Genomic DNA, 15,165 nt, shown 5'->3' on the forward strand with positions numbered 1-15,165 from the left:
ATGAAGATATTTGGGTTTCAATTGATCTACGGTGATTTCCTCGCTCGCAGCGTGCGGGGCATCTCCTGCGCGCCACCCACCGGTCTCAGCATTGCTCGCAACTAACCTTTGTTAATTGACCAGAATGATGAGGCGCCAACCATGGCAGATTTATACGAAAACCCGATGGGCCTGATGGGCTTTGAATTCATCGAGCTCGCATCGCCGACCCCGAACACCCTGGAGCCGATCTTCGAGATCATGGGCTTCACCAAGGTCGCGACCCACCGTTCCAAGGATGTGCACCTGTATCGTCAGGGCGCCATCAACCTGATCCTCAACAACGAGCCTAATAGCGTTGCGTCGTACTTTGCGGCCGAGCACGGCCCGTCGGTGTGCGGCATGGCGTTCCGCGTCAAGGATTCGCAAAAAGCCTACAACCGTGCCCTGGAACTCGGCGCACAGCCGATCCACATCGAAACCGGCCCGATGGAGCTGAACCTGCCGGCGATCAAAGGCATTGGTGGCGCGCCGCTGTACCTGATCGACCGGTTTGGTGAAGGCAGCTCGATCTACGACATCGATTTCGTGTTCCTTGAAGGCGTCGACCGTCACCCGGTCGGTGCCGGCCTGAAGATCATCGATCACCTGACGCACAACGTGTATCGCGGTCGCATGGCCTACTGGGCCAACTTCTACGAGAAGCTGTTCAACTTCCGTGAAATCCGCTACTTCGACATCAAGGGCGAATACACCGGCCTGACCTCCAAGGCCATGACCGCACCGGATGGCATGATCCGCATCCCGTTGAACGAAGAGTCGTCCAAGGGCGCGGGACAGATCGAAGAGTTCCTGATGCAGTTCAACGGCGAGGGTATCCAGCACGTTGCGTTCCTGGCTGACGACTTGCTCAAGACCTGGGACCACCTGAAAAGCATCGGCATGCGCTTCATGACCGCGCCGCCGGACACCTACTACGAAATGCTCGAAGGCCGCTTGCCAAACCACGGCGAGCCGGTTGGCGAGCTGCAAGCGCGGGGCATTTTGCTGGACGGTTCGTCCGAGTCGGGCGACAAGCGTCTGCTGCTGCAGATCTTCTCGGAAACCCTGATGGGCCCGGTGTTCTTCGAGTTCATCCAGCGCAAGGGCGATGACGGCTTCGGCGAAGGTAACTTCAAGGCGCTGTTCGAATCGATCGAGCGTGATCAGGTGCGTCGTGGTGTGTTGTCCACTGACTGATCTGAGGTAAAAAAACCGGTCTTTTGACCGGTTTTTTTTGTAGATCAAAAGATCGCAGCCTTCGGCAGCTCCTACAGGAATTGTGTAGGAGCTGCCGAAGGCTGCGATCTTTTGCATTAAGGCCTGCGCTGTCGCATCAGATGCTTGAACCCTTCAAACACCAACACCAGCACCGCCATCCAGATCGGGATATACGTCAGCCATTCAGTCGGCTTGATGCTTTCCCCCAGCAACAGCGCCACGCCGAGCAACAGTACCGGTTCCACATAGCTCAACAATCCAAACAGGCTGAACGGCAACAAGCGACTGGCGATGATGTACACCACCAGCGCCGACGCGCTGATCAAGCCCAGCAGCGGAATCAGCCAGGACAGCGCCGGGTGTTGATCGAACACACCGAAGCCTTGCTCACCACCGTGCACGAACCAATAGGCGATGGGCAGCATCAGCGTCATGTCCAGCCACAGCCCGCCGAGGTTGTCGGCCTTCAGCCATTTGCGCAGCACGAAGTACAACGGGTAACCCACGACCACCACCAGCGTGGCCCAGGAAAAACCGCCCACCTGATACAGCTCATTGATCACACCGAGGATCGCGAAAAACACCGCGACTTTTTGCAAGTACGACAGGCGTTCGCCGTAGGCGATGCGCCCGGTCAGTACCATGGCCAGCGGCAGCAGGAAATAGCCCAGCGAGACGTCGAGGCTGTAGCCATTGAGCGGCGCCCACATGAACAGCCAGAGTTGTACGCCCAGCAGTGCCGATGAAAGCAGCAGGCCTGCGATCAATTTGGGTTGCGCGCCGATCCTGCGCAGCAGGTCGACCACACGCCGCCACTCGCCAGATACCAGCATGAACACCGTCATGCACGGCACGGTCAGCAGCATGCGCCAGCCAAAAATTTCCACGCCGCTCAACGGGGTGAGCAGCGAGGTGTAGTAATACATGACGGCAAACAGCACCGAGGCTGAAACCGATAGAGCGATACCTTTAGACAAGCTGTCCTCGCGTGATTTTGAGTGAGTGTGAAACGGGCGCAGAGGATACGTGTTTTTTCAGCCGGACATTGACCGATCAATCAATACCTAGCCTGTGGGAGCTGGCTTGCCAGCGATAGCGGTCTATCAGCCAACCTCGGCTTTGAATGTGCAACCGCCATCGCTGGCAAGCCAGCTCCCACAGGGTACCTATGTCGTCAGGTATTACGTGGTTTACGACCCGACACAAAATGGCTCACATCATTGAAGCCCGGTGTCGAGGCATGCCCCGGTGTCACCAGCGAATCAATGAAGGCTTCGTCTTCAGCCGTGATCTTCACCGCTTGCGCCTTAGTGTAGGCGTCCCATTGTTCTTCGGTGCGCGGGCCGACAATGGCGGATGTGACGGCAGTGTTGTTCAGCACCCAGGCGATGGCGAACTCGACGATGCCCACACCGCGTTGCTCGGTGTATTGCTGGATCTGCTGGGCGATGCGCAAGGACTCGACGCGCCATTCGGTTTCCAGGATGCGTTTGTCCTGGCGCCCGGCGCGGCTGTTGGCGTCAGGCTTTGCGTCCGGCGCGTACTTGCCGCTGAGCACGCCACGAGCCAAGGGGCTGTAGGGCACGACACCGAGGCCATAATTCTGCGCGGCAGTAATTTGTTCGGCTTCGGCCTGACGGTTGACGATGTTGTACAGCGGCTGGCTGATCACCGGCCGGTCGATCCCGAGTTTGTCGGCGATACGAATCACTTCGGCGATGCGCCAGCCACGGTAGTTGGACAGGCCCCAATAACGGATCTTGCCCTGGCGAATCAAATCGCCAATGGCCGACACCGTCACCTCCAACGGGGTGTTGTGGTCTTCGCGATGGAGGTAATAGACGTCGAGATAGTCGGTGCCAAGGCGCGTGAGGCTGGCTTCCAGACCATTGAAAATATGCTTGCGGCTCAAACCGCTGCGGTTCGGCACGCCGTCCACCGGGCCGAAACCGACCTTGGTCGCCAGCACCCATTCATGGCGGCGACGGGCGATGGCTTCACCGACGATTTCTTCGGAATGGCCGTTGGTGTAGACGTCGGCGGTGTCGATGAAATTGATGCCCTGGTCCCAGGCCTTATCGATGATTCGCAGGGAATCTTCGGTGCTGGTCTGTTCGCCGAACATCATGGTGCCCAGGGTCAGGGTGGACACTTGCAGGCCCGAATGACCCAGTGTGCGGTAGCTCATGAGGAAATCCTTTGCCGGAGGGAAAGGCTCAATCAAATACCAGAAAAATCGGGTGTGGCAAATGAAAAGATCGCAGCCTGCCGCAGCTCCTACAGGTGAACTCAATCCCTGTAGGAGCTGCCGCAGGCTGCGATCTTTTGATCTTCGCGACTTAAACTCGCAATGTGCGTGTCATGCGCAGCGCCAGCAGACTGCCGCAGACAATCACGGCCGCCAGCAGATACAACGCGGCATCGGTCGAACCGGTGCTGTCCTTGACCCAGCCCACCAGGTACGGGCTGAGGAAACCCGCCATCTGGCCCATGGAGTTGATCAACGCCAAGCCACCCGCCGCCGCACCCGCGCTGAGCAGGGCGGTCGGCACCGGCCAGAACATCGGCAGGCCGGTGAGGGCGCCCATGGTGGCGATGGTCAGGCCGAGAATGGCGATGGCCGGGTTGGCGGCGAAGTTCACCGCGATCAGCAAGCCAAGCGCGCCCATCAGCATCGGCACTACCAAGTGCCAGCGGCGTTCTTTGCGCAAGTCCGCCGAGCGGCCAACAATCAGCATGAACACGGCGGCCAGCAGGTACGGAATTGCACTCAGCCAGCCGATCACCAGGTTATCGCTGAAGCCCAGGTTCTTGATGATCGACGGCAGCCAGAAGTTGATCGCGTAGACACCGCTCTGGATGCAGAAGTAGATCAGGCCGAACGCCCAGATTGCCGGATTCTTGAACACCGCCAGCAGCGAATCAGTTGTCGTTTTTGGCTTGTTGGCCAGGTCTTCGGCGTGGTCGGCTTCCAGCACCGAACGCTCGAACGGAGTCAGCCATTTGGCATTGGCGTAGCTGTCGCTGAGCAGGAAATACGCCAGCGCGCCCAGTACAACCGTCGGAATGCCTTGCAGCAAAAACATCCACTGCCATCCGGCCAATCCGCCCTGACCTGCGGCGAAGTGATTGAGAATCCAGCCAGAGAACGGGCTGCCGAGCAAGCCAGATACCGGGATTGCCGACATGAACAGCGCCATGATGCGGCCACGGCGGAAGGTCGGGAACCACTGCGAGAGGTACAGCACCACGCCCGGGAAGAACCCGGCTTCGGCCGCGCCGGTGAACAGGCGCAAGGTGTAGAACTCGGTTGGCGTGGTCACGAACAGCAAGCAGGTCGACAGCGTGCCCCAGGTGATCATCATCAACGCGATCCAGCGTCGCGGGCCGAACTTGGTCAGCGCCAGGTTGCTGGGTACGCCGCACAGCACGTAGCCAATGAAGAAAATTCCGGCGCCGAGGCCGTATACGGTTTCGCTGAACTTCAGCGCGTCGAGCATCTGCAGTTTGGCAAATCCAACGTTCACCCGGTCGAGGTAGTTGAACAGGTAGCAGATGAAAATGAAGGGGATCAAACGCAGGGTAATGCGCTTGTAGACGGCGTTTTTCTCGTCAACGATGGCCTGGGTAGCGGCGGCGCTCTGTGACATGGCGGCTCTCTCTTTATTATGATTTTTTGCGATGCAAAGGGTAACGTTGATCGCCCCGAGAGTCTCGACCACCCTCGGGGCTGCTGTCTTTGTGCCTGAGCACAGGGTTTGCTACCAAGCCCTGTGCGGGTGAACAACCACGCTTTCAAGGATCACCGTTATGTTCGAACTCGATCACGACCTGGCCCAGGACATCGTCGACCGCGCGATGGCGATCCTGCCGTACAACGTCAACGTCATGGACAGTCAGGGTTTGATCCTCGGCAGCGGCGAACCGGAACGGGTCAACACCCGGCATGAAGGCGCGCAACTGGTGTTGGCCAACGGTCGCGTGGTGGAAATCGACGCGCAAACCGCGATCCACCTCAAAGGCGTGCAGCCGGGGATCAACCTGCCTTTGATGCTCGATCAGCGTTTGATCGGCGTGCTGGGCATTACCGGCGAACCCGAGCAACTGCGCACCTACGCCGAACTGGTACGGATGACCGCCGAGATGCTGGTGGGCCAGCGCAACCAGCAGGCCGAGCAGCAATGGCGGCGCCAGCGTTGCGATGACTTGCTGGCGTTGCTGCTCAGCGATGCCGGGAGTTCGCCGCGCTTGATCGATGAGGCGCAACAACTGGGGCTCAAGCCGCAGATGACGCGGGTGCCGTACCTGTTTGAATTGGGCATGGAGCACGGGCCTGGGCAAACCGCCGAAGCGCTAAGTGCCTGGCTGACCTCGCGCTACCCTGATAGTTGGTGCGTCAGTTCGGCGAAGTCGTCACTGCTGTGGTGCCGGCCGGCCAGCCAGTCCGTGGAAAATGACCGACTGTTGGAAAAACTCGATGGCCTGGGCTGGAACATTCTGCGCATCGCCGTGGGCGGGCAGGCCGATGGCTTGATCGGCTTGCGTCGCTGTTATCGTCGGGTCGGCGACTTGCTGGCGTACGGGCGCGATGTGTTGCCCGGTTCGCGCTTGTTGACGCTCAACCGCTATCGATTGCCGGTGATGCTCTGGCGCCACCGCAACGACGATGCGCTGGACGAATTGCTTAATCCCTTGCGCAAGGTCATCGCCAAGGACGGCAACGGCCAGTTGCTGGCGACGTTGCGCAGTTGGTGTGAACACGATGGCCAAAGTCAGGCGTGCGCCGAGGCCTTGGGGATTCACCGCAACAGTTTGCGCTACCGGATGGAGCGGATTGCCGAGCTGAGCGGGGTTGATCCGCTCAAGCTGGACGGCATGCTGGCGCTGTACTTGGGCGTGCAACTGCTTCCCCAGACCGACACCATTCCGTAGCAGCTGCCGAGCCTGCGAGGCTGCGTTCGAGGACGAAGTCCTCGCAAACCCGGCATCCACTATTTGTCTGGCATACACGGTTGAATGGATTGACGACGGCTTCGCAGCCGAACGCAGCCTCGCAAGCTCGACAGCTGCTACGGTGGTCGGTGTGGTGCCGGGTTTTTGTGGAAATGAACAATAATCCTCACACCCGCTTGTGCAGCGGACCGGCGTTATTGTGTGTGGCGGCTGGCAGCATGTGGGCATTGGAACTGGAGAATTCCCATGAAAATCGTGATCGCCCCCGATTCGTTCAAAGACAGCCTCAGCGCCCAAGGTGTGGCTGACGCCATCGCTGTCGGCCTTGCCGAGGTTTGGCCTGATGCACAGTTGATCAAATGCCCGATGGCCGATGGTGGGGAAGGGACGGTCGAGTCGGTGCTGGCTGCCTGCAACGGCGAGTTGCGCCGCACTGAGGTTCGCGGGCCTTTGGGTGCGCCGGTGAATGCCGCCTGGGGCTGGCTGCCCGATAGCCACACCGCGATCATCGAAATGGCCGAAGCCAGCGGTTTGCAACTGGTCCCGCTCGGGCAGCGCGATGCGTGCATCAGCAGCACCTTCGGCACTGGCGAGTTGATTCGTGCGGCGCTGGATGCCGGTGCGCAGCGGGTGATCCTCGCCATTGGCGGCAGTGCGACCAATGACGGTGGCGCCGGTGCGATGCAGGCGTTGGGCGTGAAATTGCTGGATGCCGAAAACCAATCCCTGCCGCCGGGCGGTTTGGCGTTGGCGCAATTGGCACGCATCGACCTCAGCAACATCGACCCGCGTTTGGCCGATGTGCGTTTCGACATTGCCGCGGATGTGAATAATCCACTGTGTGGGCCACACGGCGCCTCGGCGATTTTCGGTCCGCAAAAAGGTGCGTCGCCCGAGCAGGTGCAGCAACTGGATCGTGCCCTCGGGCACTTTGCCGAGCACTGCGCCAACGTGTTGGAAAAAGACGTACGCGACGAGCCGGGAAGTGGCGCGGCGGGCGGTTTGGGGTTTGGGGCGAAGGCGTTTTTGGGGGCGCAATTCAAGGCCGGTGTCGAGGTGGTGGCCGAGCTGGTAGGCCTGGCTGATGCGGTAAAAAATGCCGATCTGGTGATCACCGGCGAAGGACGTTTCGACGCACAAACCCTGCGCGGCAAAACGCCGTTTGGTGTAGCGCGTATTGCCCGGCAGCAGGGTGTGCCGGTCATCGTTATTGCCGGTACGCTGGGCGAGGGTTATCAGGCGTTGTACGAACATGGCATCGACGCCGCGTTCGCTTTGGCGAGCGGGCCGATGACGCTGGAGCAGGCCTGTGCCCAGGCGCCGCGTTTGCTGCAAGAGCGCGCGAGCGATGTGGCGCGGGTTTGGCGGGTGGCTGTTTGCCGTTAAAGCAAAAGATCGCAGCCTTCGGCAGCTCCTACATTTGAATTACGATTCCCTGTAGGAGCTGCCGAAGGCTGCGATCTTTTGATCCTATGTACCTACCCCCGTGGATCAATCTGATCCATCACCCGGTTCGCCGTGATCTCGGCCAGCATCACACTGTTTGAAATGCCCAGCAGGGCATTGCGCGATCCACCGTCCAGATGATCGACCAACTGATGGATCATCACCTCCACCGACACCAGCGTTTCCGTATGGGGATGCTGGATCGTTGTCCGGCGGATTGGGCGAAGGCTTCTTCATGTCAGAGCGGCTTTCAGAAAGTAACCTTAAACACCATTAAACAATGGCTTACGGGGTGGCGTGTTTGGCGATTTAAGATAGGGTTGTGGCAAGGAAACCGCGCGACAGGAGAACCGCATGCGCTACTCAGCCTTGACTCAAAGAATCGCCGGTGACGGAGCGGCGGCCTGGCAGATTCACGATCGAGCGCTTGAGCTGCGCGAGCAGGGTGTCGATGTACTGCTGCTGTCGATTGGCGATCCCGATTTCGACACGCCAATCCCCATCGTCCATGCGGCTATCGACAGTTTGCTGGCTGGCGACACGCACTACCCGGCCGTGCGCGGCAGCCAGGGTTTGCGCGACAGCATTGCCCGGCGTCATCGCCAGCGCAGTGGGCAAGCCGTGGATGCCGAGCATGTGATCGTCTTCCCCGGCGCGCAGTGCGCGGTGTATTCGGTGGTGCAATGCCTGCTCGACCCCGGTGACGAAGTGCTGGTCGCCGAACCGATGTACGTCACCTACGAAGGCGTGTTCGGTGCCTGCGGCGCGAAAGTGGTACCGGTGCCGGTGCGTTCGCAGAATGGCTTTCGGGTTGACCCTGCGGATGTCGCGGCGCGTATCACGCCCAAAACCCGCGCCATTTTGCTCAACAGTCCCAACAACCCTTCCGGCGCCAGCCTACCGCTGACCACCTGGAAGGCCTTGGCCGCGTTGTGCATTCGTCATGACTTGTGGCTGATCAGCGACGAGGTCTACAGCGAGCTGCTGTTCGAGGGCGAGCACATCAGCCCGGCGAGTTTGCCAGGCATGGCCGAACGCACCGCGACCATCAACAGCCTGTCCAAATCCCACGCCATGAGCGGCTGGCGGGTGGGCTGGGTGATTGGGCCAAAAGCCCTGTGCGAACACTTGGTGAACCTGTCGTTGTGCATGTTGTTCGGCGTACCGGATTTCATCCAGAACGCCGCGCAATTGGCCCTCGATGCAAACCTGCCCGAAGTGGCGCTGATGCGTGAGGAATATCGCCTGCGTCGCGACCTGGTATGCGCCAGCCTCAACCATTGCCCGGGTATCCATGCGATTTGCCCCGATGGCGGCATGTTCGTGATGGTCGACGTGCGTCAGACCGGTTTGTCGGCGCAGTATTTTGCCGAGCGGCTGCTGGATGGTTATGGGGTTTCAGTACTCGCCGGTGAAGCGTTTGGGCCCAGTGCAGCGGGGCATATTCGCATCGGTCTGGTGGTGGATCGGGCCAAACTGGCTGACGCCTGCCGACGCATCACACTGTGCGCGACAGACCTTCTGGAAGTGCGCCGGGCTTAAAATTGATTATATGGATATCCATAACAAACAATAGCACCCTAATATCGAGGCGTAACCTATCAGTTCTGATAGTAGGCAGCGTTATAAGTAAGGCGTAAAACTAACGAGCGATTTCCGATCATTTATTTTGCTCAGTTTAGGAGTTACGAGATGAGTTTTCTTAGAGTGCTTACTTTGGCGTTGTCATTTGCCGTAGGTCTGCTTGCAGCGCAAGGTGTAGTGGCGGATAGTTTGGCGACTCCGATGATTAAGTTTGCTGAAAATTCCGACGGTGGAGGAGACACCTGTGGACTCCCACTTGAAACTTCAAGAGTGGATTTTAGATCAGATGATCATGGCTGCGTGAATGATCAGATGACTTACTTTCGCCTTGAAAATGCGCCGTCGGCCACTAATTTTAGGCTTGAGTCAGAAAAATGTGATGGGTCTACACAAGAATGGTACTTCCAGCTGAAAACATACATTAACCCCGTTTCGACCGGTTGGGTGTCTATTCCAAGTCTTGTATCAGCAGCTGAAGGAGAGATAGTCGTCAGAGGGGTGATGCTGGTTAACAAAAAAATCAATACAAGTGTACCGACTGAAGGGAAGTTGAGTTGTGTTGATATCAAGCGATCGCCATTGCCTTAAAATGAATCGATCCTGAATTTCGTTTTCGCTTAGCTACGGTTGTCGCGCGGGACGACAATTGTTCTTCGACAGTCCCAACAACCCTTCCGGCGCCAGCCTGCCGCTGACCACCTGGAAGGCCTTGGCCGCGTTGTGCATTCGTCATGACTTGTGGCTGATCAGCGACGAGGTCTACAGCGAGCTGCTGTTCGAGGGCGAGCACATCAGCCCGGCGAGTTTGCCTGGCATGGCCGAACGCACCGCGACCATCAACAGCCTGTCCAAATCCCACGCCATGAGCGGCTGGCGGGTGGGCTGGGTGATTGGGCCAAAAGCCCTGTGCGAACACTTGGTGAATCTGTCGTTGTGCATGTTGTTCGGCGTACCGGACTTCATCCAGAACGCCGCGCAATTGGCCCTCGATGAAAACCTGCCGGAAGTGGCGCTGATGCGTGAAGAATATCGCCTGCGTCGCGACCTGGTATGCGCCAGCCTCAACCATTGCCCGGGTATCCACGCGATTTGCCCCGATGGCGGCATGTTCGTGATGGTCGACGTGCGTCAGACCGGTTTGTCGGCGCAGCATTTTGCCGAGCGGCTGCTGGAAGGTTATGGGGTTTCAGTGCTCGCCGGTGAAGCGTTTGGGCCCAGTGCAGCGGGGCATATTCGCCTGGGGCTGGTGGTGGATCGGGCCAAACTGGCCGACGCCTGCCGACGCATCACACTGTGCGCCTCGGACTTGCTCGAGGGGTTGCGAGCCTGACGTTTCACCTCCCACCCGCGCACAAAATAAGTGGCGCTACCTGTCAACTTTGACAGTTACGCACTTTCATAAAACAAGGTTTACTCCTCCCAAGCGCAGAACGACGGGATGCGTTTGGGTAGTGCCCGGTAGTATTCGGTCTGCTTTTCCGGCCCAAGCCCCATGGCAATCCATGGCGCCAGGTTTTGAATACGGAGAGCGACAACATGGCAGGTTCAGATAAAAAAGAGCAGCAGCTTGCGGCAGGCCAAACCGCTTCCGGCGGGGCAGCGCCGCTGGAGGTCCAAGCCCCGGACGTGAGGGGGATTGTGATTGACGGGGACCCCGACGGGCTTATTCCCAGGACAAGTCTCGATAGTGATCAATCCATCGAAATTGGCGCGTGGTTCGGCAGCTTACCACCTCCCGGTGAAACAGACACATTCAGACTACAAATCGCCCGCAGGGCAGTAACGAGTGGTGGACGTTACCTCCCGAGCGCACGTATACCGGTGGTACTGCCTGGCAGCCACTGCTATTTAGCTTGCCAAGCGCGTTCATGCTGGCGCCGGAGAACGAGGGCGGGTTCGACCTCAGGTACCAACATATAAACTATGACTTTACGCCGGACGAATCCCCTCGGGTGCCCATTCACATCGACAAGGTCCCGCCCAATGGCGCGACTCCCCCGGCCAAAATGGGGTTCTCTTTTACGCCACCGATTACCGACGCCACGTTTGGTACAAATGATTTTCTGGAATTTACGATCCCTGGTTGGACGGGTGATCAGGCCGACGTCACGGTGATGTTTGGCTGGATCAAAGGAGAGCTGCCAGAAGACCCCTCAGACATCACCCTCCGTGGCCCCCAGGCCATCAGTGCAAACGGCACGGTACGAATCCACAAAGACGATTTCATCGCGGCGGGGGACGGTGCATGCTGCGGTGGCTATGTCTTGATCGACAAGGCCGGCAACGTCAGTTCTCTTTCCTTGTATGAGTTGATGTCCGTGGCGCTTGGTCCAACGCCCGCGCCATTACCGGCGCCGCAGGTCACAGATGCAACCGGTGGAGAATTGCTGCGCTCAGACATCGTCAACGGCGGTGTTATTGTCAGGTTCGGCAGAATTACCAATGGCAAAGACACCGATCAGATCGCCCTCAAATGGGGCGATACCGAAGTCGAGGGCCGCTTGCCCGTTGGCAGCAATCCGGTAACCCACAGCTTCTTCGTCCCCTGGGACCACATCAAGACGGCGTATGGCGTAGCCACAGGTGCGGTGGATACCGATGTTCAGTACATCGTGTACCGTGGTTTAGAGCCTTACCCATCCGCGATCATCAGCGTTGTCTGCAACCTTTCCAACACCGGGCCCGATAACCCGAACCCTGAACCTGGCAATCCGAACCTTGAGGAAGTCACCATCGTTGGCGAGTCAGGCGTAGACAACACATTGATCGAAACAGATGAGGACAAGGACGTTTTTGCCAAGATTGAACTCGTAGCACCATTGAATGACGGCGACACGTATCAGGTCATGTGGAATGGCACACCCATCGGCGACCCTTATGTCATTAACGTAACCAAAGACACAGAAGGGGACATTATCGAGATTCCTCTCGTTTGGGACCTCATTCGCGGTGAAGGCGCCAGTGCCACCATGCCTGTCTGGTACGTGCTGACGAACGCGAACCATAAAAACCCGCAAGAGCCGGAAAATCGCACCGAGGTCGATGTCGCTTTCCTGAAAATTTATTTGCCGCCGGCAGTACCCCAGCATCTAAATCCAAACAACAGAATCACGTGTATGTCACTGCGCTGGAATGTCGGGAATACCAGTTACGGCATTGAGTTCAGGATCCCGCCGAGTGCGCAACTGAAGGCAGGGGACACCGTTAAAGCGGAGTACAAGGCGTTTACCGACGCTTCCAGTCCGGTTGAAGTACCAGCCGCCAATAAAACGCACACATTCACCAACGTCACCGATGATCAGGCCGCCAACGGTATTGTCTGGCTCATCGAACCCTATGCCACGCATGTACTGCCCACCTGGTCCAAAGAGAAGCCGCTGGGACTCGTCGAGGTGTCGTACACCATCATCGGCAAATCTGCATTGCCGACACCCGTGAGCACCGAAATCGGGCTGTCACAGGGTGAGGGGAGCTGCAACGTACCGGCGCCAAATCCTTGAGTTAGCAAGCAAACCGTCATGGCAATGGGAGGCGGATGTGCTGGTGCATCCGTCTCCCAGGTTGCAGCGGGTGGGGCAGGTTCTTTCGGATTAGTCCTACATACCGGCTGCGTCCCGTTCTATAGCCTGCGCCGCTTTCGATCTTTGCTAAATCATGGTGCCGATATGCCCAAGGTTCAATCGTTCAAGCTTCATCCGCTCGCCATTACCCTGAAGCTATTATCCATCACGCCCTTTTTACTGGTCGGTGAAATGACCCACGCGCGGGTACTTAACCCGGGCGAGGTTCTGACCATTGATGGCTCCACCGCGCCGGATAACTACGTGTTGAACGGTGCCTCGACGCTCAATGCCAATGGCGCACAGACCCGTGACATCACCGTCAACAACTCCACCCTCAACCTCAATGGCAGCACCGTACAGGCAACCGGGAGCGCCCTCGGTGTGGCGGTCAATGCGAGCGTTGCAAACATTGCCCGTAGCACTATTTCCAGTAATCAGGCAGGTCTCTCGGTTACCCGTAACGCGGCGGCCACCCAAGGGTCCACTGCAACCGTGAGTGACAGCACAATCAGCGGGGGTATAACGGGGGCCTCGATCACGGGCCTGAGCAAGCTGACGCTGAATCGTTCCACTGTCGCCGGGACCGGTGCTACCGCAGCCGGTATGCGGATTTCCGGCGGCTCGGTAGAGGCCATCGGCAGCACCATTAGCGGCAATCAGCATGGCATCGAGATGAGGCCCGACGCAGTGGTCAATAGTCCGGGCAAGCTCGAATTGAACCAGAGCCATGTCACCGGTTTGAACGGTTCGGCGATTGTTGTCGACACCCTGAATGTTGGCCCGACCCAGGTCAATATTGCGGTCCTCAATGGCTCGACGCTTAACGGCAGCAACGGCATCCTGATGGATGTGCGCAGAGGCGCGCAAGGTAACTTGCGGGTTGGCAACAGCACCCTCACCGGCGATATCGTCGCGGACGACGGCAGTACGGCCAATGTAGTGCTGGAAGACTCCGCGACCCTGACCGGACGCTTGCAGAACGTGCAGGACCTGGGCATTAACAGCAACGCGCGCTGGGTGATGGTCGGTGACGGATCGGTGCAAAACCTGGACATGAATGGTGGTGCCATCCAGTTCGGTAACCCCGGCGAATTCTTCAAGTTGAACGTGGGGACATTGTCGGGCACCGGCGGTACGTTCTTCATGCACACCGACTTCAAGACCGGCCAGGTCGACACCTTGACCGTGGCCGGCAACGCCACTGGCAACCACACCATTGCAATTGATGCCAGCGGGACCGAGCCAGCGAGCTCGGCTGCTACGCCGGTGGTGCATATCGGCGGCGGTGATGCCACGTTCAGCCTGGCAGGTGGCGGTGTTGACCTCGGCGCGTTCTCCTATGACCTGATCAAACTGGGCAGCACCGACTGGTACCTCAATACCCTCACGCGCACCATCAGCCCGGGCACTCAATCGGTGATCGCGCTGTTCAACGCAGCGCCAACCGCCTGGTATGGCGAACTCAGCACGCTGCGCAGCCGCATGGGCGAAGTGCGCATGGACCACGGCAAGGCCGGTGGCTGGATACGTGCCTACGGCAACAAGTTCAACGTTGACGCCAGCTCGGGCGTTGCCTACCAGCAAGTTCAGCAAGGCCTGTCGTTCGGTGCCGATGCACCGTTGCCGATGGGTGACGGGCAGTGGTTGGTGGGCGTGCTGGGCGGTTACAGCAAATCCGATCTGGACTTGAGTCGTGGCACCAGCGGCACCATCGACAGCTACTACCTGGGCGCCTACACCACCTGGCTGGATGAATCGAGCGGCTACTACTTCGATGGCGTGCTCAAGTTCAACCGGTTCGAGAACGAATCCGATGTACGCCTCAGCGACGGCAAAAAGACCCAGGGCAATTACGACAGCCATGGCGTCGGTGCGTCGCTTGAGTTCGGTCGACACATCAAACTGGCTGATGACTATTTTGTTGAACCCTTCACCCAACTGTCCGGCGTGGTCATTCAGGGCAAGGACTACGACCTGGATAACGGCCTGTCCGCTGAAGGCGATCGTACTCATTCGTTGCTGGCCAAGGCCGGCGCAACCGCCGGGCGTAACTTCCAGTGGGATGACATGACCGTGCAGCCTTATCTTCGCGCTGCGTATGTGCACGAGTTCGCCAACAACAATGAAGTGAAGGTCAACAACAACACCTTTAATAACGACCTCTCGGGTTCCCGTGGAGAGCTGGGTGCCGGTGTCGCCGTGTCGCTGAGCGCTAAGGTGTCGATTCATGCCGACTTCGATTACAGCAATGGCAACAAGCTTGAACAGCCGTGGGGGGCCAACGTCGGCCTGCGCTATCTCTGGTAAGCGCATCGTCCTATGACGAAAGGCATCGGGCCCAAGCCCGGAGCCTGTACTGCCGCGGCGTTGAAAGTTCTGC

Annotated in this window: 10 protein-coding genes and 2 pseudogenes; 8 read left to right on the plus strand and 4 right to left on the minus strand. The window is 58.6% G+C overall.

The features are described 5' to 3' along the window. Positions 1-141 precede the first annotated feature (141 nt). Positions 142-1,218 carry a 4-hydroxyphenylpyruvate dioxygenase gene (gene hppD / locus KVG88_RS01510; protein ID WP_217870063.1) on the plus strand — a complete coding sequence of 359 codons (1,077 nt, stop codon included), beginning with the start codon at positions 142-144 and terminating at the stop codon, positions 1,216-1,218. A gap of 116 nt (positions 1,219-1,334) precedes the next feature. On the opposite strand, the gene rarD is transcribed toward hppD, so the two are convergent. From rarD to KVG88_RS01525, 3 genes are all read right to left on the minus strand, one after another. Then, the gene (rarD, locus tag KVG88_RS01515) at positions 1,335-2,216 is read right to left on the minus strand and encodes an EamA family transporter RarD (protein ID WP_217870064.1); all 882 of its coding nucleotides are present in this window, start codon (positions 2,214-2,216) and stop codon (positions 1,335-1,337) included. A 197-nt stretch (positions 2,217-2,413) separates the two neighbouring features. After that, the gene (locus KVG88_RS01520) at positions 2,414-3,427 is read right to left on the minus strand and encodes an aldo/keto reductase (protein WP_217870065.1); all 1,014 of its coding nucleotides are present in this window, start codon (positions 3,425-3,427) and stop codon (positions 2,414-2,416) included. A gap of 151 nt (positions 3,428-3,578) precedes the next feature. Further along, a complete protein-coding gene (locus KVG88_RS01525) occupies positions 3,579-4,889 on the minus strand; it encodes an MFS transporter (RefSeq protein WP_217870066.1) in 1,311 nt (436 codons plus the stop codon). 160 nt (positions 4,890-5,049) lie between these two features. On the opposite strand from KVG88_RS01525, the gene KVG88_RS01530 reads away from it, so the two are divergent. Both KVG88_RS01530 and KVG88_RS01535 read left to right on the plus strand, forming a co-directional pair. Further along, positions 5,050-6,171 (plus strand): sugar diacid recognition domain-containing protein, encoded by a 1,122-nt coding sequence (locus KVG88_RS01530; RefSeq protein WP_217870067.1) that lies wholly within the window; start codon positions 5,050-5,052, stop codon positions 6,169-6,171. 267 nt (positions 6,172-6,438) lie between these two features. Beyond that, positions 6,439-7,578, plus strand: a complete 1,140-nt coding sequence (locus tag KVG88_RS01535; RefSeq protein WP_217870068.1) for a glycerate kinase — start codon at positions 6,439-6,441, stop codon at positions 7,576-7,578. 92 nt (positions 7,579-7,670) lie between these two features. Here KVG88_RS01535 and KVG88_RS01540 read toward each other — a convergent pair. Continuing rightward, positions 7,671-7,823 (minus strand): annotated as a pseudogene (locus KVG88_RS01540) (DUF6124 family protein); the annotation flags it as partial. Positions 7,824-7,992: 169 nt separating this feature from the next. Here KVG88_RS01540 and KVG88_RS01545 point away from each other — a divergent pair. The 5 genes and pseudogenes from KVG88_RS01545 to KVG88_RS01565 all read left to right on the plus strand — a co-directional run bounded on the left by KVG88_RS01545 (position 7,993) and on the right by KVG88_RS01565 (position 15,092). Continuing rightward, positions 7,993-9,180: a pyridoxal phosphate-dependent aminotransferase gene (locus KVG88_RS01545; protein WP_217870069.1), complete on the plus strand. Its 1,188-nt coding sequence runs from the start codon at positions 7,993-7,995 to the stop codon at positions 9,178-9,180. 150 nt (positions 9,181-9,330) lie between these two features. Beyond that, the gene (locus tag KVG88_RS01550; protein ID WP_217870070.1) at positions 9,331-9,810 is read left to right on the plus strand and encodes a hypothetical protein; all 480 of its coding nucleotides are present in this window, start codon (positions 9,331-9,333) and stop codon (positions 9,808-9,810) included. Between the two features lie 67 nt (positions 9,811-9,877). Next, positions 9,878-10,552 (plus strand): annotated as a pseudogene (locus KVG88_RS01555) (pyridoxal phosphate-dependent aminotransferase); the annotation flags it as partial. Between the two features lie 538 nt (positions 10,553-11,090). Then, positions 11,091-12,722, plus strand: a complete 1,632-nt coding sequence (locus tag KVG88_RS01560; RefSeq protein ID WP_225933835.1) for a hypothetical protein — start codon at positions 11,091-11,093, stop codon at positions 12,720-12,722. A 165-nt stretch (positions 12,723-12,887) separates the two neighbouring features. Next, positions 12,888-15,092 carry an autotransporter outer membrane beta-barrel domain-containing protein gene (locus KVG88_RS01565; RefSeq protein ID WP_217870071.1) on the plus strand — a complete coding sequence of 735 codons (2,205 nt, stop codon included), beginning with the start codon at positions 12,888-12,890 and terminating at the stop codon, positions 15,090-15,092. Positions 15,093-15,165 lie beyond the last annotated feature (73 nt).

The organism is Pseudomonas azerbaijanoccidentalis, assembly GCF_019145495.1.
Taxonomy (GTDB): Bacteria; Pseudomonadota; Gammaproteobacteria; order Pseudomonadales; family Pseudomonadaceae; genus Aquipseudomonas; species Aquipseudomonas azerbaijanoccidentalis.

Bases quoted from the DNA above. Each gene is read 5' to 3' on its own strand.
- KVG88_RS01545 (WP_217870069.1), top strand. From the start codon at position 7,993: ATGCGCTACTCAGCCTTGACTCAAAGAATCGCCGGTGACGGAGCGGCG.
- hppD (WP_217870063.1), top strand. From the start codon at position 142: ATGGCAGATTTATACGAAAACCCGATGGGCCTGATGGGCTTTGAATTC.
- KVG88_RS01525 (WP_217870066.1), bottom strand. From the start codon at position 4,889: ATGTCACAGAGCGCCGCCGCTACCCAGGCCATCGTTGACGAGAAAAAC.
- KVG88_RS01565 (WP_217870071.1), top strand. From the start codon at position 12,888: ATGCCCAAGGTTCAATCGTTCAAGCTTCATCCGCTCGCCATTACCCTG.
- KVG88_RS01530 (WP_217870067.1), top strand. From the start codon at position 5,050: ATGTTCGAACTCGATCACGACCTGGCCCAGGACATCGTCGACCGCGCG.
- KVG88_RS01550 (WP_217870070.1), top strand. From the start codon at position 9,331: ATGAGTTTTCTTAGAGTGCTTACTTTGGCGTTGTCATTTGCCGTAGGT.
- KVG88_RS01535 (WP_217870068.1), top strand. From the start codon at position 6,439: ATGAAAATCGTGATCGCCCCCGATTCGTTCAAAGACAGCCTCAGCGCC.
- KVG88_RS01560 (WP_225933835.1), top strand. From the start codon at position 11,091: ATGCTGGCGCCGGAGAACGAGGGCGGGTTCGACCTCAGGTACCAACAT.
- KVG88_RS01520 (WP_217870065.1), bottom strand. From the start codon at position 3,427: ATGAGCTACCGCACACTGGGTCATTCGGGCCTGCAAGTGTCCACCCTG.